This window comes from Bacillus sp. CGMCC 1.16607 (assembly GCF_042683745.1).
Taxonomy (GTDB): domain Bacteria; phylum Bacillota; class Bacilli; order Bacillales; family Cytobacillaceae; genus Pseudoneobacillus.
This window is the reverse complement of sequence record NZ_JBHUJX010000036.1, coordinates 80426-105028: the sequence shown is the minus strand read 5'-3', so window position 1 is coordinate 105028 and position 24603 is coordinate 80426. Positions and strand designations below refer to the sequence as shown.

Sequence of the window (24603 nt, the reverse complement as noted above, 5' to 3'; positions counted from 1 at the left end):
CACTGATGTAAGTTCTAGGGCTAATGACATATTTGAAAAAAATTTCACTTTTGATACATGAAAAGTTTATTTTCGTGTACACTAATAAAATGAGACTAGTCGGATTTTGTCTATTTTTGATGGTAAAATATGCTAAACTTTTCTTGGGGCATTTTTTAAAATAGAATAGTTGGAGATACTAGTCTTAAACCTAAAAGAAATGTGGGCTTAGAAAGGAGTCGAACATGGAAAAGCTAAAAATTGCAGGCGGTTACCCTTTGAAAGGGACAGTTCGAATAAGCGGGGCAAAAAATAGTGCAGTGGCGCTCATCCCAGCTACCATTTTAGCGGATTCACCTGTTTCAATTGAAGGATTGCCAGACATATCGGACGTACAAATACTGAAGGCACTTCTCGAAGAAATTGGTGGAAAAGTTAATTTTTCGAATCATAAAATGACCGTCGATCCATCCTCGATGATTTCGATGCCGTTACCCAATGGGAAAGTGAAAAAACTTCGCGCCTCTTATTATTTAATGGGGGCAATGCTCGGTCGTTTCAAAAAAGCCGTTATTGGCTTGCCAGGCGGATGTCATCTTGGTCCAAGACCAATTGACCAGCATATAAAAGGGTTTGAAGCATTAGGTGCCAGAGTAACAAATGAACAAGGTGCCATTTATTTACGTGCCGATGAACTTCGCGGTGCTCGTATTTACTTAGATGTTGTTAGTGTGGGCGCGACAATTAATATCATGTTAGCGGCTGTTCGTGCAAAAGGCCGGACGATTATTGAGAATGCAGCAAAGGAACCTGAAATCATTGATGTGGCAACGCTTTTATCCAATATGGGCGCTAAAATCAAAGGGGCAGGGACTGATGTCATACGCATTGATGGGGTTGAACATCTTCATGGTTGTCAACATACGATAATCCCTGACAGAATTGAAGCCGGGACGTATTTAATTTTAGGGGCAGCTGTCGGAGAGGGAATCGTCATCGACAACGTAATCCCATTACACTTGGAATCCATGATTGCTAAGCTTAGAGAGATGGGTGTTCACATTGAAACAAGTGATGATCAAGTGTATGTCGACGGATCGAAAAAGTTAAAAGCCATTGATATAAAAACGCTCGTCTATCCAGGGTTTCCTACTGATTTACAGCAGCCGATGACCACTCTTTTAACAAAAGCAGAAGGTTCTAGTATGGTAACCGATACTATTTATAGCGCTCGCTTTAAGCATATTGATGAATTAAGACGAATGAATGCCAATATAAAAGTAGAAGGTCGCTCCGCCATCATAAATGGACCGATCCAGCTCCAAGGAGCAAAAGTGAAGGCTAGTGACTTACGTGCTGGTGCTGCATTAGTCATTGCTGGTTTGATGGCAGAGGGAATTACGGAGGTAACTGGGCTTGAACATATCGATCGGGGCTATAGCAACCTTGTCGAAAAGTTAAATGGCCTAGGGGCTACTATTTGGAGAGAACAACTAACAAAAGAAGAAATGGAACAAATGAAAAATGCTTAAGCAGGATTCGTAAAAATAAGTTATGATGTAGGTAATAGATCTTTGTTTGAACAAGGGGAAGGATGAAAAACAGATGGAAAGAAGTTTATCGATGGAACTTGTCCGTGTGACAGAAGCAGCTGCACTTGCATCTGCACGATGGATGGGCCGAGGTCTGAAAGATGAAGCAGATGGAGCAGCTACTAGTGCGATGCGTGATGTGTTTGATACTGTTCCAATGAAAGGTACCGTCGTCATTGGGGAAGGCGAAATGGATGAAGCGCCGATGCTTTATATTGGGGAAAAATTAGGGACAGGCTATGGCCAACGTGTCGATGTTGCCGTTGATCCTTTGGAAGGAACTAATATTGTTGCATCTGGAGGCTGGAATGCATTAGCTGTTTTAGCCGTTGCTGACCATGGAAATTTACTTCATGCACCGGATATGTATATGGATAAAATTGCTGTTGGACCAGAAGCAGTCGGACAAATCGATATTAATGCGTCTGTTTTAGATAATTTAAAGGCTGTTGCTCGTGCGAAAAATAAAGACATCGAAGATATAGTCGCAACCGTATTAAATCGTGAACGTCATGGCCATATCATTGCCCAACTTCGCGAAGCAGGGGCTCGAATTAAGTTAATTAATGATGGTGATGTTGCTGGTGCGATTAATACTGCGTTTGACTTTACTGGTGTCGATATTTTATTCGGTTCAGGTGGAGCTCCTGAAGGAGTGATTTCTGCTGTAGCATTAAAATGCCTTGGTGGCGAAATCCAAGGGAAATTACTGCCGCAAAACGATGCAGAATTACAACGTTGTATCAAAATGGGCCTAGATGTTAATCGCGTCTTACTGATGGAAGACTTAGTTAAAGGCGATGATGCGATTTTTGCAGCAACAGGTGTGACGGATGGAGAGCTATTAAAAGGGGTACAATTTAAAGGTTCTTATGGATCTACACACTCACTTGTTATGCGCGCAAAATCTGGAACTGTTCGATTTGTTGATGGTCGACATAGTTTAAAGAAGAAACCACATTTAGTGATTAGATAGAGAGAACGTCAATCCATTTAAATAAAGTGGTTCCCTGCCTAAATAAAGGGCGAGGAACCACTAATTTTACATTTTCTTTATTTCCATTTTTTTCTGTTGATTATTTTTGATAAAAAGGGGTACAATATGAAATGTTTTTGCCCTTTTTCTACCTTAGATTATTTTCTTCTGAAACTTCAACGAAATCTTCATTTTTTTTAATCCTTTCCATATCAATTCTCGAATAGTCCGTATTTTTGTATGGGGGAAAATACTGCAAATTAGAAAAGCGTAAGCGGCTCGCCAAGCTCTGACATGCATACCTCGAGGTCGACAAAAACTCGGGCGTCCTGTTGAATTGTCGACATTAGTACATCCTGTACGTCGGGGATAACCGCCTGCGCTGGAAAATAAATAAAGAGTGGTGTCATAATGGATTTAACAATTAATAATTTAGAAAATATGAAGCTGAAGGAATTGTATGAGCTTGCTCGCGAATACAAAGTTTCCTACTACAGCAAATTAACAAAGAAAGAATTAATTTTTGCAATTTTAAAAGCACGTGCAGAACAACAAGGCTACTTCTTCATGGAAGGTGTACTTGAGATTATTCAATCGGAAGGCTTTGGCTTCCTACGCCCAATAAATTATTCCCCTAGCTCTCAGGATATTTACATTTCCGCGTCCCAAATTCGTCGATTTGATTTGCGTAATGGTGACAAGGTTTCTGGTAAAGTTCGACCACCGAAGGAGAATGAGCGTTATTTCGGATTATTACACGTAGAAGCGGTTAATGGGGACGACCCAGAGTCAGCAAAGGAACGTGTTCACTTTCCTGCTTTAACGGCACTTTATCCAGATCGTCAAATGAAGCTAGAAACAACCTCTAAGAATTTTTCCACTCGAATCATGGATTTAATCACTCCTGTCGGTTTTGGACAACGTGGTTTAATTGTAGCGCCTCCAAAGGCTGGTAAAACAATCCTTATTAAGGAAATTGCCAATGCGGTTACAACGAACCACCCAGAGGCAGAATTGATTGTTCTCTTGATCGATGAACGCCCAGAGGAAGTAACAGATATTGAACGTTCGGTTGTAGGTGATGTCGTTAGCTCAACCTTTGATGAGGTACCTGAAAATCATATTAAGGTGGCAGAGCTTGTATTAGAACGTGCGATGCGACTTGTTGAGCATAAACGTGACGTCGTCATTTTAATGGATAGTATTACAAGATTAGCTAGGGCTTATAACTTAGTAATTCCGCCAAGTGGACGAACTCTTTCTGGTGGTATTGACCCTGCAGCATTCCACCGTCCAAAGCGTTTCTTCGGGGCTGCGCGTAATATCGAAGAAGGTGGAAGCTTAACGATTTTAGCAACGGCGCTAGTCGACACAGGTTCCCGTATGGATGACGTCATTTATGAAGAATTTAAAGGTACAGGGAATATGGAGCTACATTTAGATCGTTCACTTGCAGAACGTCGTATCTTCCCTGCTTTAGATATACGTCGCTCTGGAACGAGAAAAGAAGAGTTGCTTATTCCTAAGGAACATTTGGATAAATTATGGGCGATTCGTAAATCGATGTCAGACCAACCAGATTTTGGTGAAAAATTCCTTCGTAAGTTAAAAACAACTAAGTCTAACGAAGACTTCTTCAATATTATTGGCGAAGAAATGAAAGGCAAGCGCTCATCCAATACAACTTCTTAAAAAATAGAGTAGCTTTTCATTTAAATCCCATATTGCAAAACGATAATCACCTTGCTATAATATGTACAGTGTGTTTTTACTAAATGGTACTTCTAAAGTTGTATCATATATAACTCTGTTTCGAATGACTCAGGGCAAAAAGGAGATGAAAAGAATGAAAGCAGGAATTCATCCTAACTATAATAAAGCAATGGTAACTTGCGCTTGCGGTAACACTTTTGAATCGGGTTCTGTTAAAAAAGAAATCCGTATTGAAACTTGTTCTGAGTGCCACCCATTCTATACTGGACGTCAAAAATTCGCTGAGGCTGGCGGACGTGTTGACAAGTTCAACAAGAAATACGGCATGAAAACACAACAATAATAATCAAACAGGCAAGGGATTTTGCTTCTTGCCTGTTTTTTATTTGAAAAGTGAAAAGCGGAAGCGGCTTGCTCAGCCCCGACAAGCAAAAGACGCTCCCTGAAAGAAGGCGTTCTTTGCCTTCATTCAGGGAGTGACTTTTGACCTCGAGGGGCTAGCCGCTGGAGCTAGACAAAGTGAAAAGCGCAAGGCGTTTGCCCATCGGCGACAAGCAAAAGACGAGCTGGCAGGAAGGTTGTTCTTTAACCTTCATGACAGATTGGCTTTTGACCTCGAGCCGATAGCGCCTGGAGCTAGACAGCTGAAAAGCGCATGCGGCTTGATAACAAAAGAGCTATAAATTTTACAAAACATAGAATAAATTTATTTAGATTTTCCCTGGCAAGAAAGGAGTGGCCGCAAAATGTATGTTATGAAGCAAAGCGGGTGGGTTGAGGTCATCTGCGGAAGTATGTTTTCTGGAAAATCAGAAGAACTCATACGTCGAGTAAGACGCACACAGTTTGCTAAGCAAAAGATTGTCGTCTTTAAACCACAGCTGGATAATCGGTATGCCGAAGAAGCAGTTGTTTCGCATAATGGCTCATCCTTTGATGCAAAGCCAATCGCGCGATCTACAGATATTTTTAAATATATTAATGCGGCTATCGATGTGATTGCCATTGACGAAATTCAATTCTTCGATGAAGAGATTACACATGTGGTTCAGCAGCTTGCAGACAGCGGGCATCGAGTAATTGTTGCTGGACTCGACCAAGATTTCCGAGGTGAACCTTTTGGTCCGATGCCTAAATTAATGGCGATTGCTGAGCTCGTAACAAAGCTTCAAGCGGTTTGTGCGGTTTGTGGTTCTCCAGCGAGCCGAACACAAAGACTGATTAATGGTCAGCCTGCCTCCTATCATGATCCGATTATTTTAGTCGGTGCATCTGAAAGTTACGAACCACGTTGTCGTCATCATCATGAAGTCCCGAAAACACCAAGTCAATTGGAAACAGCGGAAACGGTTATATCTCATTCGGTGGAATGATCTACAAACGTTGTATCTGATTCCGATAAATGAGTCAAAACAAATAGTACTTTTTGAGGATGAATTCGCAGTGGATTCATTCTTTTTATTGTTAAAATAATTTGTACATATTTAAAGGAGGCGGAATGATTTTGAAAGATTTATTTACGATTGATTGTGGGGAAATCTTATTACGTGAATATAAGATTGAAGATGCGGATGAGATCTATGAGCTTACTTCAGAACCTGAAGTGTATGAATTTTTACCCGATTTTAAAACGACAAGAGAACAACGATTAGATTGGGTAACAAATTATGAAATACCTTCAAACGAACGCTTTTTAGCAGCAGTGCCAAATATTGATGAGCAAACTTATTTGAGATTAGCCATTATTTTAAAGGAAACGGGTAAGTTAATTGGATTTTGTATGACTGGAATCAAAGAGGAGTTACCGACCCCTAATCGTGAAATTGCGTATGCGATTTCAAAACATTATCGAAATAAAGGCTATACGACAAAAGCTGCCAAAGGACTGATTACTTATTTGTTTGAAAAAACAAATTTGGAGCTTCTCAATGCGGTTGCACTTACTCATAATGTAAGCTCAAATAAAGTTATCCAGAAACTTGGTTTTCATTTAGTCGGTGATATAGAAATCGACAACCAAATGCATCACCATTATACGTTAAGCAAGAGTAATTGGGATTGTTCACTCTAAGTTTCCATTTCCTCTAATTGGAATGCAACCTCTATTCTTTTTTGGAAAAAATATAGAATGGAGGTGCATTAGAATGAAAAAGGTCTATATGATTTCTTTGTTACTTGTTTTTTTAGCAGGATGTAATATGTATAAAGGTAACAAGGGGTATGGAGATGAGAGTGGAAATGCTCCTACACCTGTTAACTATCGCCCTCATGGAAATGTCAATCAGGATATGATTACAGACCAAAATCCGAATTTGTTAAACTTGAATACGGATGAGAATAATAGCACAAACAGTCAGGGAAAAGATATAAATCAAGCAAGGAAAGTCATTCAAAAATCGAACGAGTTCGAAGATGGATCGATCTGGATCAATGGAGATAACATGCATATCACCGTCTATCCCAATGGTCGACTTTCGGGGAACGAACTTAAGGATGCCAAGTCTAAATTGCATAAAAATTTAATGCGAGCAGTGCCATCCTACTATATTCATTTGAATATTGGAAATCGATAATTGGAAATAAAGTGAAACTTCCATCAGTGGGGGGGTTCCTTATCCCCCACTGATGGTTAGTTGAACCAATCACGCTCAAGTCACGGCACGTCCTGTGCCTTCGCCTGACTAGGGCATCCTGTCGGTCGTCGGACCTTTACGGGCAGTTGATCCCCCACCTATCTTCTTTGTTCACTCAGAATCTTGAGGTGGGGGTCTTACTGCCCGTTAAGTGTGGGATAAAAGTAGAGGATGGCTCATGCTATCCTCATTTTTTTTATGATTAGGCTTTGACCTTGCTTTTCGCCTATACTATAATTATCATGTTATGCCCTAAAATGGGAAGAAGATAGAGGTGATGGACGTTGTTTGATCGTTTACAATCTGTAGAGGACCGTTATGAAAAGTTAAATGAACTTTTAAGCGATCCAGAAATTATAAATAATCCAAAAAAGCTTCGAGAATATTCGAAAGAACAATCTGATATAAATGACACAGTACAAGCCTATCGGGAGTACAAAGAGGTAAAAGAACAACTTAAAGATGCAAAAGTGATGCTCGATGACAAACTTGATCCTGACATGCGTGAGATGGTGAAAGAGGAAGTGGGCGAGCTTCAAAGCCAAATCGAAGAGCTTGAAGCGCGTTTGAAAATCCTGTTAATTCCGAAAGACCCGAATGATGATAAGAACGTAATCATGGAAATTCGCGGTGCTGCAGGTGGTGAGGAAGCGGCACTGTTCGCTGGAACTTTATATCGTATGTACAGCCGTTATGCAGAATCACAAGGCTGGAAAACGGAAGTCATGGACGCGAATCCAACAGGTCTAGGTGGCTATAAAGAAATTATTTTTATGATTAATGGTACAGGTGCGTATTCGAAATTAAAGTTTGAAAATGGCGCCCACCGTGTTCAGCGTGTTCCGGAAACGGAATCTGGCGGAAGAATTCATACTTCAACGGCAACGGTAGCTTGTTTACCGGAAGCAGAGGAAGTTGAAGTAGAAATTCATGATAAAGATATTCGTTTTGATACCTTTGCTTCTAGTGGAGCGGGTGGACAAAGCGTAAATACAACGATGTCAGCCGTACGTTTAACCCATATTCCAACGGGAATCGTTGTATCCTGTCAGGATGAAAAATCCCAGCACAAAAATAAAGACAAAGCGATGAAAGTATTACGTGCTCGTGTGTATGATAAGTTTCAACGTGAAGCTCAGGCAGAATTTGATCAAGTGCGTAAATCAGCTGTCGGTACAGGTGACCGCTCTGAACGTATCCGTACGTACAATTTCCCGCAAAACCGTGTGACGGATCATCGTATCGGTTTAACCATTCAAAAGCTTGATCAAGTGATCGAAGGGAAAATCGATGAAATTATTGATGCTTTAATTATTGAAGACCAATCAAGCAAGCTTGAAAGTGGATCGGATGAATAAGAAAATGTATGAGGCCCTAAATTGGGCTTCTTCTTTTTTAAAAGAAAAGGGCCGAGATGAGAATGCGGGAGAAATCATGTTGCGCCATTTAACAGGCATGAGTCGGGCACAGTTGTTTGCTAATGTCCGTGATGAGTTAAAAGAGGATATTTGGCTAGTTTTTGAAAAATATGTCCTGGCACATGGTGAAGGTGAGCCAATTCAATATTTGCTAGGATTTGAAGAATTTTATGATCGAAACTTTTATGTATCACCTGCTGTATTAATTCCAAGACCAGAAACGGAAGAACTCGTTTATGGAGCATTACAGCGTGTAAAACGGATGTTTCCATCTGGAGCGCAGCTTCTGGACGTAGGGACGGGTAGCGGCGCCATAGGAGTCACAATGAAGCTTGAAGAGCCATCATTGTTCGTTACACTATCAGATCTTTCATCAGCGGCACTAGCAGAAGCCGAGAAAAACGCTTTGCAGCTCGGGGCAGTAGTAGAGCTAGTCTGTGGCGATTTACTGCAGCCGTTTATTGAAAAGGGTGCGCGCTTTGATGTGGTGTTATCGAATCCACCTTATATTCCAGAGAGCGATCGCGAGAGGATGTCAGTCGTCGTAAAGGATCATGAACCTGGGTCGGCCTTGTTTGCAGGTGACGATGGACTCGATCTTTATCGACGTTTTATTAAAGAACTGCCACTTGTTTTGCGAAAAAAAGCATTGGTCGGCTTTGAAGTAGGAATGGGTCAAGGGGAAATCGTTGCACAAATGCTAAAAGAAACTTTCCCACACGCAAAGGTCGAAGTAGTAAATGACATCAACGGGAAAGACCGTATGGTATTCGCCGAAATAATCGATTAAACTACCTCTTATTGGGTAGTTTTTTTTTCGTAAAACTTGTTAATTTATTGGTTTGATTTCACCTTATCAGTCTGAGTTGATTGTAGCGGAAGGCACTTGACTCCTGCGGGAAACAGAGGGAAATGGGAGACCCCGCAGGCGGTACGCCGAGGAGGCTCCCATCCCTCCCCGCGGAAAGCAAGTGCCTGGAGCGGAAATCAACGGACAAGTTACATAGCCTTACTGTAAAAAATAGTTTCCTAGATTTTTAAAAATGCTAGTTTAAGAATCCGACTTTCTGTCCACAATGAGAGTATGAGGGGACGGTGTCGGAAATGAAAATAAATCTTAAAACGAGAACTTTAGCGCTTTCATATATATTAATCTTATCGATTGGAACGATCTTAAGTTTATATATACCTAAAAATGAAGTAACTGCAAGTGAGGCGATTGTTATCCCGAAGGAAGCGATTCGCTTGCGAATTCTAGCAAACAGTGATCTTGAAAGTGACCAAGCTTTAAAAAGATTAGTAAGAGATGAAGTTAATGCAAACATAACCAAATGGGTTCAAGACTTAACCTCTGTATACGAGGCGAGAAGCTTAATTCAATCAAAACTACCAGAAATAAAAAAGATAGCAGAAAATGTGGTCGAAAGTAAAGGTTCAGATCAATCGGTTAACATTGAGTTTGGAAAAGTGCAATTCCCAACGAAGTTATACGGCCAGTTTTTATATCCAGCAGGAGAGTATGAAGCGATTTTGATTACACTAGGGGAAGGGAAAGGGGCGAACTGGTGGTGTGTGTTATTTCCTCCACTATGCTTCTTAGATTTTTCCAATGGAGTTGCCGTAAGTGATGGGTTTGAAGAAGAAGAAACGGTGAAAGCCGCGGTAATAGAGGATGAGATAGAAGAGCCATCTGATGTGAAAATAGCAACAATAGAAAAAGATGAGCCATCTGAAATTCTGCCCGAACCCAAGGAAGATCCTGTTTATGTTGAAGACACGGAAGAGAAGGTAGAAGTGAAATTCTTTTTAAAAGAGCTTTGGATGAAGTTATTCTAGAGGGAAAGAAAGTATAACTTTTTCGGACTTCGAAAATTGTCCAGCTCCAGCGCCTAGCCCCTCGAGGTCAAATGTTCGCCAGCCAAAAAGTCAAAGAACGACTTTCCGGCTGGCGAAGCATTTGCTTGTCGGGGCTGATCAAGGCGCTTGCGCTTTTCTTGGCAAATCGTGATGATTTGCCTATTTTTTTCTCTTTTAGTCGTTCTACTTTTTCTACTGATTCATATTCATAGAGTAGAAGAATATAAATGAGGTGGAAAGATGGAAACGACGATGATTCGAAGTGCGAATGAACAGGACTTACCGATCCTTTTGGAATTTTTAGAAAGGGCAAACCTAGGGACAGAGGGATTGAAGGAAACGTTTGAGTATTTTCTCTTATTGGAAGATGGTAGTGGTAGATTACGGGCGACAATTGGAGTGGAACCATTTGGGGAGAATGGGTTGCTTAGGTCTTTAGTCATTTCACCAGGGATGACAGAAAAAGAAATCCTTCTATTATTCGAACAAATTTTACGCTTAACAAAGGATAAAAATATGAAAACCTTGTTTTTGGCGACGAATAAGATGACGTCACTGTCCTTTTTTGAGATGCTCGGCTTTTCCACAGCTTTAGAAAGTAGTTTACCAGAGGATTTATATGAATCAGAACATATTAAAAACATTTTACATGTGGATAACTCAGTTTTTTTAAAACTAGAGTTGTAAATTGTGGATATATCCTCAAAGTTATCCACTAAAAGGTCATTTTTATCCACAAAATGTGGATAAAAACTTGTGTTCGCATTTGTTTTCTTTTATACTTGCAAACATAAAAGGGCGAAAATATACGGAAATATGTAGATTTATGTCGTTTCATTGTCAGGTATAAAAGGTGGATGAATGATGGAGACAAAGTATTGGATAGTGGATAACTCTGTGGGTAATTTGGTGGAATATCCACAGGTAATAGAAGCTGCAGAACTTTTAAAAGGTAATGAAGTGGTGGCATTCCCAACAGAAACGGTTTATGGGCTAGGTGGAAATGCTGAAAATGATGAGGCTGTGGAAAAAATTTTTCAAGCGAAGGGACGACCAAGTGATAATCCGCTGATTATCCACATTGCTCAACCAACCCAGTTGAAGGATTTTGTCGAATCCATACCGAATAAGGCTTCGAAATTAATGGATGCCTTCTGGCCAGGCCCATTGACGATTATTTTTCAAAAAAAAGAAGGATCATTGTCAGATCGGGCTACAGCTGGTTTAAAAACAGTGGCTGTTCGAATTCCTGATCATCCTGTGGCATTAGCGGTTCTTGAAAGCTGTCAGCTTCCGATTGCAGCACCGAGTGCAAATACTTCTGGAAAACCGAGCCCGACTACGGGTCAGCATGTTTTGGAAGATTTGAAGGGGAAGGTGTGCGGAATTGTCGATGGTGGTGCGACTGGAGTCGGTGTGGAGTCAACGGTAATCGATTGCACGGAGGATATACCAGTCATCTTACGACCGGGCGGGGTGACAAAGGAGCAAATTGAAGCCATTGTTGGTGTTGTTAAAATGGATGAGGCACTAACAGACATCGCGAAGGCACCGAAATCACCTGGTATGAAATATCAGCATTATGCGCCTAATGCGCCTCTTTTTCTCGTGAAAGGCTCACAGGTGTTTTTCAATCAATTAATAGAGGAAAAACGAGCAGAAGGTCTTTCTGTTGGTGTTTTAACGACGGAAGAAATGGTCGGTGCGTATGAGGCGGATGTGGTCTTGGCATGTGGAAGGCGTGCTCATCTTGAAACGGTTGCTAGTCAGCTTTATCAAACGTTAAGGACTTTCAATGAGCGGCAAGTTGATATCATTTATAGTGAAATGTTTCCCTATACTGGGGTCGGGCAAGCGATTATGAACCGTTTGGAAAAAGCTGCTGGGCATCGGGTGATATCGGAATAAAGTCATTTTAAGTGGGTCATCTGAATTAGGTGGCTTATTTTTATAGCTTACCAGAAACTTTAAATAACAGGGTGCAGTTAACTCTGAAGAAGTTTATCGTAATAAGGCTACAGCGCCTAGCCTCTCGAGGTCAAATGTTCGCCACCCAAAAAGTCAAAGAACGACTTTCCGGGTGGCGAAGCATTTGCTTGGCAAACCAAAGAACGGTTTGCATAAGTGCGACTAGGTCTCTGGCTTCGCTACTCTCGCCAATCGACCAGTCTTCTTTATCGGGGCTGATCAAGGCGCTTCCGCATTTTGTTATTCTAATTTTCCTTGGACGTGCATATGCTTCAAATAGCAAGTCCAAGGGGGCGAAGATTGTTATGACAGCAGTCGCTGGAGAGTTATTGACACTCATTTTAATGGCTTTTGCATTAAGTATGGATGCCTTTTCGATAGGCCTTGGAATGGGAATGTATCGCTTGAGATTAAGGCAGATTTTTAAAATTGGGATGACGATTGGGATCTTTCATGTTTGGATGCCCCTACTCGGAATCATTGCAGGGAAATTTTTGTCTAATCAATTCGGAACGATTGCTTCATACATAGGTGGGGCTTTGCTTTTGATACTAGGCTTACAAATGTTATGGTCAAGCTTTAAAAGTGAGAAAAGTAATATGATTTCACCAGTGGGTTTTGGACTATTTGTGTTTGCCTTTAGCGTAAGTTTGGATAGCTTTTCGGTAGGGTTGACGTTGGGCATTTATCATGCGAAAACGGTTCTAGTTCTCCTTTGTTTCGGAATTGCCGCAACCATTCTAACCTGGGCTGGTTTAATAATTGGTCGAAAAGTCCAAAATTGGATGGGGACCTACAGTGAAGCGTTAGGTGGCGGAATCCTTCTTGCCTTTGGATTAAAACTACTCCTTTAACACAGTAAAGCGTCGGGGGACTGACCCCCGGCGCTTTATTGTGTTAAAGGGTGGCCCTTTTTAATTTTTATAAAATTATCACAATTAATGATATTGAAATGTTGAAAACTAACTTATAATAGAGAGATATGGTGGAAATGATTTAATAGGGAAGATAGTAAGCTGGGGTTAAATGTTTTTAATAGGAGGTGCATGGGTTGAATATTTTATTTGTGTGTACTGGTAATACTTGCCGAAGCCCGATGGCAGAAGCCATTTTATCGAATAAACAATTGCCAAATGTGAAGGTCAAGTCTGCCGGTGTCTTTGCAATGGACGGGCAGCATGCTTCTTCACATGCGCAATCTGTATTGTCTGAGAATCAAATTCAGCATTGGCACCGCTCGAAATTATTGACTGAAGCGGATTTACAATGGGCTTCATATATTTTTACGATGACGTCCTCTCATAAAGAGACGATTCTTCAATACTTTCCAAATGCAGCAGACAAAGTATTTACGATGAAGGAATTTGCTGGAGAAGGTCAACATGACATTATCGATCCTTTTGGTGGGGCTGTAGAAATCTATCGAAAAACCTTTCAAGATTTAGAGCAAACTGTCGATAAAATAATAGAGAAATTAAATTTAGAAGATTAAATCGGTAATAGGAATCAATTTAAAATAAATGGAAAGCTTCGTAGGGGGAGAAATAATGAAAAAACGAAAGCATTATAAAATGGGCTTAAGGAGAAAGCTCGTCCTTTTTACAACAATTTTAGCTATTATTACGTACTCAACAAGTGCGATGTTCATTTATTTTCTTTATCCGATGTTTAAGGATAAAATCCAAATTAGTGAGACCTTTTTCACAACCATCACATTAAGCTTAGGGGCTATCTGGTCTGGGATATTGGCGTTTATTGCTGCTGGTTTCATAACAAAATCCCTACAAAAACTTGAAAAAGTAGCTTTAAAAGCAGCGAATGGAGATATTAGCGAAGACGCAGAAATATCTAAATCGGACGATGAGATTCGTGCTTTGGGCTTAGCCTTTAACCAAATGCTAGGTAGTTTAAGAGATATGGTTCAAAAGATTGAGGAGAACTTTTCAGAAACAAATGAAAAGGTTATTTCGATCTCAAAAGAAGCATCATTTGCTGCAGAACAAGCAGACACAATCGGTAGAACAATTAACGAAATTGCGATTGGGGCGGACAATTCGGCTGTTTCCATCCAAACAACGGTCGAGTCATTAGATGATGTCATCCGCTTTGCTGGTGAAGTTCAAGCTAAATCACAAGCGGCTGAAAAAGTATCAGAGGAAATGGTGCAAGACCTACAAAATTCACGAGATGTTATTCACTCATTAATTTCTGGTATCGTTCAGCTTGCAGATGATAATCAAAAATCTTTACAAACGGTTAAAAGATTAGAAGAAAACGCCACAAAAGTAGAAGAAATTATTAAGTTAGTTGGGGATATCGCAGCTCAAACAAATCTATTAGCCCTAAATGCTTCTATCGAAGCGGCAAGAGCTGGTGAACATGGAAAAGGGTTTGCTGTGGTTGCAGACGAAGTTCGGAAACTAGCAGATGAGAGTGCGAAAGCGGTTCAAGGCATTTCAGAGCTCATCCAAAATATTCAATTAGAAGTGCAAAATGTCGTGCAACAAATTACAGCTCAAGTGGAAACGGCTAATACAGAAGCAAATAAAGGAACGAAGACAAACGATGTAATCGAGGAAATGACGAAAACGGTTCACGAAATGGCGAACAGCGTCAGCACAATTACTACTTTAGTAGATAACCAGATGCAAAGCATTCAGCAAACATCTAATCAATCACAAGAAGTGGCAGCGATTGCCGAAGAAACATCAGCTGGTGCCCAAGAGGTTGCCTCCGCAACGTTTCAACAAACTGCTGTCATTGAAAGTGTTGAAAATCTTGCCCTTGAATTAAAAGGACAAGCCGAAAAATTAAAAGAGACGATTACTAGATTTAAACTTTAATCAAATGGAAGGGCTGAACTATTGAAGGAATTCATGAGTTCAGTCCATTTTATTTTCTAATGATGACTCTTTTATTTTTCAAAGTACTATGACAAAATAAAGAAAGAAACGCTTAAAATTGGAGGTTTTTTTATGAAAGTAGCGATCGCTTCTGATCATGGTGGAATGAATATTCGTGAAGAAATAAAAACTTTAATGGATGAAATGGGCATTGCTTACGAGGATTTCGGCTGTGACTGTGAAACATCTGTTGATTATCCTGACTATGCCTTGCCTGTAGCGAAAAAAGTGGCAAGTGGCGAGTTTGATCGAGGAATATTAATTTGTGGGACAGGAATTGGCATGAGCATTGCCGCTAATAAAGTGAAGGGCATCCGCTGTGCTCTTGTTCATGATACCTTTAGTGCAAAAGCCACTCGTGAACATAATGATAGCAATATGCTAGCGATGGGTGAGCGCGTAATTGGTCCTGGATTAGCTCGTGAAATTGCAAAAATTTGGCTGTCGACGGAATTCGAAGGTGGCCGCCATGCGAATCGCGTTGGCAAAATCACAGAATACGAGAACGAAAATCTGTAATACAAGGGGTGGGTTGCTTGTCTCATAACATTCAAACGTGGGAACAAAATTTTGAAACAATATTAGATGAATTTCTTGCTCAAGCTTCTTTTTCAAAAAAAAATGTTCTAGTCGTTGGTTGCAGTACGAGTGAAGTTATTGGGAAAAAAATTGGCACAGCAGGATCCAGTGATGTGGCTGAAATGATTTTTCGAAAGCTTCAAGAGAAACAAGGAAAAACAGGCTTCCAACTAGCTTTTCAATGTTGTGAGCATTTAAACCGCGCTCTAGTAGTGGAAAGATCCACATCAGAGGAAAAGGGCTGGGAAGAGGTTTCTGTTGTACCGGTCAGGACTGCAGGCGGGGCAATGGCTACCTATGCTTACGAGCATTTCCTAGACCCTGTCGTAGTGGAGTTTATTCAGGCGGATGCGGGTATTGATATCGGCGATACACTCATTGGGATGCATATGAAGCAAGTTGCAGTGCCTGTTCGCGTGTCCATTAAGACAATTGGTGAGGCTCATGTTACTTTGGCGAAGTCGAGGCCGAAATTAATCGGTGGGGCAAGAGCCGTTTATGAAAATAAGGAAGATAATGGTAGTTGTACATAAAATACAGCTATTGCACGAGTTTTCTTTATAAAAAAACCATGTTAGAATAGTAGTGGGAATTTTTCGAATAGACTCAGAGCCTATTCGACATGCTTTTCTCGTCTAATTTTTATACATACAAGACGGATATATGACCATTCAAGGGGGATAATCATGAAGAATTTGGAGCAACAGGATCAAGAAGTATTTGCAAGCATCCAGAAAGAACTTGGACGTCAACGTGCCAATATCGAGTTAATTGCCTCAGAAAACTTTGTAAGTGAAGCGGTCATGGAGGCACAGGGCTCAGTTCTAACAAACAAGTACGCAGAAGGATATCCTGCGAAACGCTATTACGGTGGCTGTGAATATGTTGATATCGTGGAAGATTTAGCTAGAGACCGTGCAAAGAAAATTTTTGGTGCAGAACACGCCAATGTACAACCACACTCTGGTGCTCAAGCGAATATGGCTGTTTACTTTACGATTCTTGAGCAGGGAGATACTGTTCTTGGGATGAATTTATCTCATGGTGGTCATTTAACACATGGTAGCCCAGTAAACTTTAGTGGAATTCAATATAATTTCGTTGAGTATGGGGTAGATGAGGTTACTCACCGTATTAATTATGAAGATGTTAGAGAAAAGGCTCTGCAACATAAACCAAAACTAATCGTTGCTGGAGCAAGTGCATACCCTAGAGCTATTGATTTTGCGAAATTCCGTGAAATTGCGGATGAAGTTGGGGCTTATTTAATGGTTGATATGGCTCATATCGCTGGTTTAGTAGCGGCCGGTTTGCATCAAAATCCAGTTCCATTTGCAGATTTTGTTACGACGACGACACATAAAACACTTCGTGGCCCACGAGGTGGGATGATTCTTTGTAAAGAAGAATGGGCAAAGAAAATTGATAAGTCGATTTTCCCTGGAATTCAAGGCGGTCCATTAATGCATGTCATTGCTGCAAAAGCAGTCGCATTTGGTGAAGCTCTTCAGGATAGCTTTAAAGACTATGCGAAGCAAATCGTGGATAACGCAGCCCGCTTAGCGGAAGGCTTGAAAAAAGAAGGTCTTGAGCTTGTTTCTGACGGAACGGACAACCATTTACTACTTGTAGATACACGAAGCTTGAATTTAACAGGTAAAGTGGCGGAGAAAGTGCTTGATGAGATCGGAATTACTGTTAATAAAAACACCATTCCATTTGATCCAGCAAGCCCATTTGTAACAAGTGGAATTCGTATCGGTACAGCAGCGGTTACATCCCGTGGCTTTGGTTTAGAGGATATGGACGCTATCGCATCCATTATTGCTGATACATTAAAAGATCATGAAAACGAAGCAACACTAGAGAAGTCTAGACAACGTGTGGCAGACTTAACTAGTAAATTTATCTTATATCCAGAAAAATAAAACGATAGCGGGGGTCTGTCCTTTAGCGCACTAACGCGCCGGGGGTCAGACCCCCATTGCGTTAATGCGGTAAAGTGGTGGGGGTCTGACCCCCAATGCGGTGGTGTGATAAAGTGTTTGTTAAGTTGCCTCTTTTATGAGAAGGATAAAAGGAGGAGGCTGTTTTTATGAATAGAGTTGTTTCGGTGGTCATTTTGTTAAGTGTTTTCTCTTTGAATTCGCCTCTCTTCGCAAAGGAAATCACAACTAAGGATCCAGACAAAGTAACGAGAGAAGCGAATGGAATACTAACTTCTTACAAGGACTGGGTTTATTATTGGGGACGAAATGAGTCAGAAAAGGAAACGAAGGTAACAGATGCTTTTTTTCGTGAGAAATTAGATGGTAGCGGAAAAATGATGCTCAGTGATTGGGCTGAGAAGGTTTGGGGCTCTGGGTTTGATATAGAAAATGAATCGATTTTTTATATTGGATATGATTATTATGGGGACAAATGGCATTATGTTTTAAAGAAAATGGATTTAGATGGAAGAAATAAACAGATTGTCTTGGATCCCTTTCCATTCGGTGGCTTCCAAGTTGAAGGTGACTTAGTCTATTCCATTGGCTATGATCCGAAAGGTTGGGCAAGTGTCAAAGATGGTGACAGAAATAATGGGATCATCTACAGAACTAACCTAAAGACAAAGAGAACGGTTGTATTAAAAAAATGCATTTACCCGAGGCTATGGCCAATTACAGAAAAGGGCATTTATATCGATGACGAGTTTTATCCAACGAATAGTACCAACCCCGAAAAGTCTAAATTGAAAGATGTTTGGAAGCAAATCGGTCATAAATCTCCGATGTTTCTTGAGGTAAATGGGGATAGTGTGTTTCCTGATCGCGGAAATATTTATTACATCATTTGGAGTCAACAGGCTATGACCCAGTATTTAGTTAAGTACAACGAAGAGAGCGGGAAAACGACATTAATAAAAGAATTACCAAAGTATGGACCTCATCTCCGAATGGTAAATATCCATCGTGGCAATGTCTATTTCGAAGCAGGGCCGTATGAAGGAAAAGGAAGAGAAATCCACCGAATCCCATTATCTGGGGGAAAGCTAACAAAAGTCATGGACATCCCAAACCAAACCTCCTTTTCCATCATCAACAACCAAATCTACTTCTACAGCGGGGAAAACTTAAAAATCCTCACACGCATCCCTTTACCGCATTAACGTACCGGGGGACTGGCCCCCCGTTGCGTTAATGCGGTAAAGTGTAGGGAGAGTGCCCCAATTCGCTGGTGTGATAAAGTGTCTAGATATTAGTTGAACTGGAGGAGGTTTTTTTGTAGAATTAGACGAAGTGTGTAGTTCGTTTTTTCATACATATTAATGCTGTTTCTCACAAAGTCTAAATCTTGATATTAATTAAAGGGGCGATCGCTGTGGCAAAGGTTTACGTATTTGATCATCCATTGATCCAACACAAACTTACATACATCCGAGACAAGAATACGGGGACAAAAGAGTTTCGTGAACTTGTTGATGAGGTAGCAACTCTTATGGCATTTGAAATTACAAGAGACTTGCCACTTGAGGATATTACGATTGAAACGCCGGTAAATGAGACAAAGTCAAAGGTGCTTTCTGGTAAAAAACTTGGCATTATTCCAATTCTCCGTGCAGGCATTGGTATGGTGGATGGAATTTTAAAATTAATTCCAGCAGCAAAGGTAGGGCATATTGGTCTTTATCGTGATCCTGCGACATTAAAGCCTGTTGAATATTATGTGAAGCTTCCAAGTGATGTGACTGAAAGAGACTTTATCGTCGTGGATCCAATGCTTGCTACAGGAGGTTCGGCAGTAGAAGCGATCCAATCATTAAAAAATCGTGGAGCAAAGCATATCAAATTTATGTGCTTAATCGCGGCTCCTGAAGGTGTTAAAGCAGTGGAGGAAGCACACCCAGATGTAGATATTTACATTGCTGCACTTGATGAAAAGCTAAATGATCATGGATATATCGTTCCAGGACTTGGGGATGCAGGGGATCGATTATTTGGTACGAAATAAAAACAAAAGCGCCAAGCGCACTTGTAAGCCCCGATAAAGAAGACTGGTCGATTGGCGAGAGTAGCGAAGCCAGAGACCTAGTCGCACTTATGCAAACCGTTCTTTGGTTTGCCAAGCAAATGCTTCGACACCCGGAAAGTCGTTCTTTGACTTTTTGGGTGGCGAACATTTGACCTCGAGGTCGACAAGAACTCGGGCGTCCTGTCGCATTGTTGACACTAGTACATCCTGTACGTCGGGGCTAGGACGCTTGCGCTGGACGTGAATATACAGTTAATAAGTTATCCACATCCTAGTATCTTATAGGTTCATAAACAAACTAAACAAAAGCGGCTTGTCAAAATGGCAAGCCGCTAAAAACTAGGTAAAAGATTACCTGACAAATGAAAAGAAGGTGTTCTTGTTGAATAGACCGATTAAAGTGATGACGATTTTTGGGACAAGGCCAGAAGCGATTAAAATGGCACCGCTTGTTTTAGAATTAAATAAACATCCTGAGCATTTCGAGTCAATTGTGACAGTAACGGCCCAACACCGTCAAATGCTGGATCAAGTGTTAACTATTTTTGGAATCACTCCAGATCACGACTTAAACATCATGAAAGACCGTCAAACATTGATTGATATCACCACACGTTGTTTAGAAGGTTTGGATCAAGTGATGAAGGAAGTGAAGCCTGACATTGTTCTAGTTCATGGTGATACGTCAACGACCTTTGTTGCTAGTTTAGCAGCCTTTTATAATCAAATTGTCGTAGGTCATGTGGAAGCAGGCTTGCGCACGTGGAATAAATATTCACCATACCCTGAAGAAATGAATCGTCAGCTTACAGGGGTGTTGGCTGATTTGCATTTTTCACCAACTGCATTGTCAGCTGAAAATCTATTGAAAGAAAATAAGAACAATGAAAGTATCTTTATCACTGGAAACACAGCAATCGACGCATTGAAAACAACCGTTAAAGAAGAATACAACCATGAGGTTCTTGATAAAATTGGCGACGACCGTCTCATTTTATTAACCGCTCATCGTCGAGAAAATCAAGGTGAGCCAATGAGGAATATGTTCCGTGCGATTAAACGCATCGTTGTGGAACAACCGGATGTTCAAGTCGTTTACCCTGTCCATCTTAACCCTGTTGTAAGAGAAATTGCTGCAGAAATTTTAGGAGATGACCCGCGAATTCATTTAATTGAACCGCTTGATGTGATTGATTTCCATAACTTTGCTGCTAGATCCTACTTAATTTTAACGGATTCCGGTGGTGTTCAAGAAGAAGCACCATCACTTGGTGTACCAGTCTTAGTTTTACGAGACACAACAGAACGACCAGAAGGTATTTCAGCAGGAACGTTAAAGCTAGCGGGGGTAGTTGAGGAAACGATTTATCAAATGGCAACTAAACTACTCACAAACCGCGATGAATATGAAAAAATGGCCAAAGCAACAAATCCATATGGTGACGGAAATGCTTCAAGAAGAATTGGCGAAGCGATCCGTTATTATTTTAAGCAACTAGAAGATCGTCCAGAAGAATATTTGTAAAAAAAATTAGACACTAACCATTTGGCTAGTGTCTTTTTTGGCGTTAATTGTGACAAAGGCGGATATGGTTGTGAACTCCGCGGATAAACTGTAAATTCCCGCGGGTAAATATCAAAAAGGCGCGGATAAATAAGAATTTCCCGCAGATATATCAACAAAACGCAGATAAATATGAAATCCCTTAATATCAATCAACAAATTCCTCAGGAAAACCATATCGCACAATTATATTCACCGAATTTTTATAGGGAACCTTGCATACTCTCCACCTTTCAAGACCAACTTAATCAAAAAGAAGGTGAAAATGGATGAAAAAGGTTTCCTTTCTAATCATTTTTATGATGTTATTTTTCCAAAATGGAGTTTCAAGCAAGCAGCCACTTCGCCATCCACCGTTACCGACCGAATCACCTCATGAGGAAAAAGTAGCCATCATTTTATTGAAAAATCAAATCCCAAAGCAAGAAATAATCAATAAATTAAAGCTTTATCGAGGTTTAAAGCTAAGGTATATTTTCAGCGAAGTATTGAAGGGTTTTTCGGTAAAAGGGCCAACGGAACAAATCGAAAAACTTCGCAGGCAAACCGAAGTTCTCGACATTTCCCCCATCCAAACCTATAAAGTCGAGAGTACAGAAAGCATCAAACTGATTGGTGGGGAAAGAATTAGAGGATATTATGATCAACACAATAACCGCTTAACTGGAAAAGGAGTAACCGTGGGTGTGATAGATACAGGGGTCGATTATTCACATCCCGACTTAAGGCGGAATTATGGAGGAGGCCACGATTTAGTTGACGGTGACAAGGATCCGATGGAAACAACATCCGCGCAAGGGGAACCTACCCTACATGGAACCCATGTCGCAGGAGTCATTGCTGCCAATGGAAAAATGAAGGGGGTCGCTCCGGAGGCGAAAATTATTGCCTACCGTGCGCTTGGTCCTGGAGGGAGCGGGACGACAGAGCAAGTATTGGCTGCCATTGAACAAGCAGTGAAGGATAAAGTGGATATTGTGAATTTATCGCTCGGCAACAATGTAAATGGGCCCGATTTACCGATTAGCCTTGCTCTAAATAAATTGACAGAAAAGGGAATCGTTGCTGTCACATCATCGGGGAATTCAGGTCCGAATAAATGGACTGTCGGTTCACCTGGAACAGCAGCGAAAGCAATATCGGTAGGAGCATCTACGCCGATTCTAAAAGTACCTTATATATTAATAGAAGGAACTAGGGGAAAAATCAAATTGGAACCTATGATTGGTGGAGATAAATGGATAAAAGACCGTTCTCAAGAAATGGCTTTGGGCGGAATTGGACTTAAAGTTCAACTTAAGAATGTAAAAGGCAAAATAGTCCTCATCAAGAGAGGGAAAATAACCTTTACCGAAAAAGCGATAAATGCGGTTCGTGCTGGAGCAGCTGGAGTCATTATTTATAACAACACAAGTGGGGACTTTATCGGAAACTTACAAGTTGATGTTGGAATCCCTGTCGCTTCCATCTCGAAAAAGGCTGGAAATCAAATTGAGCAGCAAATCAAAAGAGGACAACATCATATGAAAATCATTGAAGAAGAGGAGCAGGATGTGCTGGCAGCCTTTAGTTCAAGGGGGCCTGTCACAAGAACATGGGAAATTAAACCGGATGTATTAGCACCTGGGGTAGCTATTCACAGTACCGTTCCAGGTGGCTATTTGTCGCTACAAGGCACAAGTATGGCCGCCCCACATGTTGCTGGAGCGTGTGCACTCATTAAGCAAGCCCATCCAGATTGGTCACCCGAACAAATAAAGGCAGCATTAATGAATTCAGCCCTACCTTTGGAAAAATCGACAAACGAGTGGTATCGGACATTTGAACAAGGGGCAGGTCGAATCCAAATTGAAGAAGCCATCAATTCTGAATCAATTATTTCTCCAGGATCACTACAATTTGGGAAGTTTCAAGTAAATGACCAACATCACAGTCACCGGTCAAGATTAAAAATAGAAAACGTCAGTCAAAAAACGGTTTTCTATTCCTTTGACGTTCCAAAAAAAATACAAGGAATGACTTGGCACTTACCAATGTCTTTTTCCCTCCAACCCGGAGAGAAACGGAGTGTAGATATTCAGTTAGAAGTGGACCCAACCAATTTTAAGGAGAAAATTCAAGACGGTTACCTGAAAGTGAATGCCAATTCTAAAAAAATCTCTCTCCCCTTCATCTATGTTTTAGAGGAGCCTGATTATCCGAGAGTGATGGGATTTGAAATTGGGGCAGGTGACAAAGAAAATACGCTACGTTATCAAGTGTATTTACCAGGTGGAGCTGAAGAATTCGGTATTGCTTTATTTGATCCAGAGGATTACCGATTTATTAGTTATCTAGATTGGGACAGGAATGTAAAAAAAGGTATGCTGGAAAAAGAATTGTCACTAAATCAAGCACCGAAGCAAGGGGTGTATTTAGCAAAAGTATTTGCCAAAAAGTCTAACAAAGAAGATATGGTGGAAACGATGATCGAAATTGGGAGTGGATCGAAGGAATTGACAAGGTGAAGGATGCAACAAATTTGAGATATCCAAAGTTAGAATAGAACAATTAGTAAATAAGAATAAATAGAAATTGATCAAAATAGCAAAATAGAACATGGGAAATTTTCTGATAAATGATTGTGAACTTTTTCACTGTAAATGGATTGACATTGACAAGACCCTATTGTATGCTTACTTAGGGCGTAAAATGTTAGGGTTTTCATAACCTGTGGAACTATATTTCCCACGTTTCCACAATCATTTTTAATACCTCAGGAGCCCATTTCTCATTCTCAATGCAAGGGTGTGTGAACTTTGAGTCAACATGGTCGCCGCCCGTATAAAGCGATGGCATTAATGTCCGCAATCCTATCTCAGTTAGTTGGGTCTATTCTGATTGGCATTTTTGCTGGCAGATGGTGTGACCGACTCTTCGAAACCGGACCTCTATTTTTAATAATCGGTTTACTGATTGGATTGGCAGCAGGTGTATACGCTATGCTTCGCTTAGTCCAACACTTCTTTTCAGGAGAATAACCTACCATGCCAGAAATTAAGGTCATGTATACCCGTCAGCGCAAATACATATTTTTTCTATTATCCATCTATGTTTTAGGCTGGGGTTTTACTGAATACAAAACTATCTTTTTAGGGCTTATTTTTGGAACAAGCCTAAGCCTGTTTAATTTGTGGCTCATGGTTAGAAAAACGGAAAGCTTCGGGAAAGCTGTTTCACAAGGGAAAAAGGTTCGTTCGCTCGGTTCATTTTCACGAATGGCAACCGCAGCTTTTGCTGTCATCGTTGCCCTGAAATACCCGGACAACTTTCATCTCATTAGTATGGTTTTGGGATTAATGACATCCTATATAGTCATTATGATAGATTTTTTTCTGCAGTCTTTTTATAAACGTAAATAGCGGGGA

At 40.7% G+C, this 24603-nt stretch carries 24 protein-coding genes and 1 pseudogene; all 25 read left to right on the top strand.

Features of this window, described 5'->3' with window-relative positions; genetic code table 11:
• Positions 1-224: 224 nt before the first annotated feature.
• The 25 genes and pseudogenes from ACFSO7_RS22945 (at position 225) to ACFSO7_RS22825 (ending at position 24597) form a co-directional block, all read left to right on the top strand.
• Positions 225-1511 (top strand): UDP-N-acetylglucosamine 1-carboxyvinyltransferase, encoded by a 1287-nt coding sequence (locus ACFSO7_RS22945; RefSeq protein ID WP_377879784.1) that lies wholly within the window; start codon positions 225-227, stop codon positions 1509-1511.
• Positions 1512-1584: 73 nt separating this feature from the next.
• Positions 1585-2547 carry a class II fructose-bisphosphatase gene (gene glpX, locus ACFSO7_RS22940; RefSeq protein WP_377879783.1) on the top strand — a complete coding sequence of 321 codons (963 nt, stop codon included), beginning with the start codon at positions 1585-1587 and terminating at the stop codon, positions 2545-2547.
• 411 nt (positions 2548-2958) lie between these two features.
• Positions 2959-4239 carry a transcription termination factor Rho gene (gene rho, locus ACFSO7_RS22935; RefSeq protein ID WP_377879782.1) on the top strand — a complete coding sequence of 427 codons (1281 nt, stop codon included), beginning with the start codon at positions 2959-2961 and terminating at the stop codon, positions 4237-4239.
• A gap of 154 nt (positions 4240-4393) precedes the next feature.
• Positions 4394-4603 (top strand): 50S ribosomal protein L31, encoded by a 210-nt coding sequence (gene rpmE / locus ACFSO7_RS22930; RefSeq protein ID WP_377879781.1) that lies wholly within the window; start codon positions 4394-4396, stop codon positions 4601-4603.
• Between the two features lie 403 nt (positions 4604-5006).
• The gene (locus tag ACFSO7_RS22925) at positions 5007-5633 is read left to right on the top strand and encodes a thymidine kinase (protein WP_377879780.1); all 627 of its coding nucleotides are present in this window, start codon (positions 5007-5009) and stop codon (positions 5631-5633) included.
• A 125-nt stretch (positions 5634-5758) separates the two neighbouring features.
• The gene (locus ACFSO7_RS22920) at positions 5759-6331 is read left to right on the top strand and encodes a GNAT family N-acetyltransferase (protein ID WP_377879779.1); all 573 of its coding nucleotides are present in this window, start codon (positions 5759-5761) and stop codon (positions 6329-6331) included.
• Between the two features lie 73 nt (positions 6332-6404).
• Complete coding sequence (locus ACFSO7_RS22915; RefSeq protein ID WP_377879778.1) at positions 6405-6833, top strand: hypothetical protein; 429 nt, start codon at positions 6405-6407, stop codon at positions 6831-6833.
• Positions 6834-7177: 344 nt separating this feature from the next.
• A complete protein-coding gene (prfA, locus tag ACFSO7_RS22910) occupies positions 7178-8251 on the top strand; it encodes a peptide chain release factor 1 (RefSeq protein WP_377879777.1) in 1074 nt (357 codons plus the stop codon).
• Positions 8244-9101: a peptide chain release factor N(5)-glutamine methyltransferase gene (prmC, locus tag ACFSO7_RS22905; RefSeq protein ID WP_377879776.1), complete on the top strand. Its 858-nt coding sequence runs from the start codon at positions 8244-8246 to the stop codon at positions 9099-9101. The genes prfA and prmC overlap by 8 nt, the downstream gene beginning before the upstream one ends.
• Before the next feature lie 314 nt (positions 9102-9415).
• The gene (gene spoIIR, locus ACFSO7_RS22900) at positions 9416-10147 is read left to right on the top strand and encodes a stage II sporulation protein R (protein WP_377879775.1); all 732 of its coding nucleotides are present in this window, start codon (positions 9416-9418) and stop codon (positions 10145-10147) included.
• 261 nt (positions 10148-10408) lie between these two features.
• Complete coding sequence (locus ACFSO7_RS22895; protein WP_377879774.1) at positions 10409-10855, top strand: GNAT family N-acetyltransferase; 447 nt, start codon at positions 10409-10411, stop codon at positions 10853-10855.
• A 177-nt stretch (positions 10856-11032) separates the two neighbouring features.
• Entirely contained in the window at positions 11033-12076 is a 1044-nt protein-coding gene (locus ACFSO7_RS22890; protein ID WP_377879773.1) for an L-threonylcarbamoyladenylate synthase, read from the top strand.
• Between the two features lie 365 nt (positions 12077-12441).
• On the top strand, positions 12442-12990 hold the full coding sequence (locus ACFSO7_RS22885; RefSeq protein WP_377879772.1) for a manganese efflux pump MntP: 549 nt from the start codon (positions 12442-12444) through the stop codon (positions 12988-12990).
• A 188-nt stretch (positions 12991-13178) separates the two neighbouring features.
• Entirely contained in the window at positions 13179-13628 is a 450-nt protein-coding gene (locus ACFSO7_RS22880) for a low molecular weight protein arginine phosphatase (RefSeq protein WP_377879771.1), read from the top strand.
• A gap of 28 nt (positions 13629-13656) precedes the next feature.
• Positions 13657-14040: pseudogene (locus tag ACFSO7_RS22875) on the top strand (HAMP domain-containing protein); the annotation flags it as partial.
• A complete protein-coding gene (locus ACFSO7_RS22870; RefSeq protein ID WP_377879989.1) occupies positions 14032-14979 on the top strand; it encodes a methyl-accepting chemotaxis protein in 948 nt (315 codons plus the stop codon). The pseudogene ACFSO7_RS22875 and the gene ACFSO7_RS22870, both read left to right, overlap by 9 nt.
• Positions 14980-15111: 132 nt before the next feature.
• Entirely contained in the window at positions 15112-15558 is a 447-nt protein-coding gene (gene rpiB, locus ACFSO7_RS22865) for a ribose 5-phosphate isomerase B (RefSeq protein ID WP_377879770.1), read from the top strand.
• 17 nt (positions 15559-15575) lie between these two features.
• Positions 15576-16151 (top strand): TIGR01440 family protein, encoded by a 576-nt coding sequence (locus tag ACFSO7_RS22860; RefSeq protein ID WP_377879769.1) that lies wholly within the window; start codon positions 15576-15578, stop codon positions 16149-16151.
• Positions 16152-16304: 153 nt separating this feature from the next.
• The gene (locus ACFSO7_RS22855; RefSeq protein ID WP_377879768.1) at positions 16305-17546 is read left to right on the top strand and encodes a serine hydroxymethyltransferase; all 1242 of its coding nucleotides are present in this window, start codon (positions 16305-16307) and stop codon (positions 17544-17546) included.
• A 167-nt stretch (positions 17547-17713) separates the two neighbouring features.
• Complete coding sequence (locus tag ACFSO7_RS22850) at positions 17714-18769, top strand: DUF5050 domain-containing protein (RefSeq protein WP_377879766.1); 1056 nt, start codon at positions 17714-17716, stop codon at positions 18767-18769.
• Positions 18770-18981: 212 nt separating this feature from the next.
• Positions 18982-19611, top strand: coding sequence for a uracil phosphoribosyltransferase (upp, locus tag ACFSO7_RS22845; protein ID WP_377879765.1), 630 nt, complete (start codon positions 18982-18984; stop codon positions 19609-19611).
• A 403-nt stretch (positions 19612-20014) separates the two neighbouring features.
• Positions 20015-21157 carry a non-hydrolyzing UDP-N-acetylglucosamine 2-epimerase gene (gene wecB / locus ACFSO7_RS22840; protein ID WP_377879763.1) on the top strand — a complete coding sequence of 381 codons (1143 nt, stop codon included), beginning with the start codon at positions 20015-20017 and terminating at the stop codon, positions 21155-21157.
• A gap of 308 nt (positions 21158-21465) precedes the next feature.
• On the top strand, positions 21466-23703 hold the full coding sequence (locus ACFSO7_RS22835) for a S8 family serine peptidase (protein ID WP_377879762.1): 2238 nt from the start codon (positions 21466-21468) through the stop codon (positions 23701-23703).
• Positions 23704-24027: 324 nt separating this feature from the next.
• Positions 24028-24216 (top strand): AtpZ/AtpI family protein, encoded by a 189-nt coding sequence (locus ACFSO7_RS22830; RefSeq protein ID WP_377879988.1) that lies wholly within the window; start codon positions 24028-24030, stop codon positions 24214-24216.
• A 6-nt stretch (positions 24217-24222) separates the two neighbouring features.
• Positions 24223-24597 carry an ATP synthase subunit I gene (locus ACFSO7_RS22825; protein ID WP_377879761.1) on the top strand — a complete coding sequence of 125 codons (375 nt, stop codon included), beginning with the start codon at positions 24223-24225 and terminating at the stop codon, positions 24595-24597.
• Positions 24598-24603 lie beyond the last annotated feature (6 nt).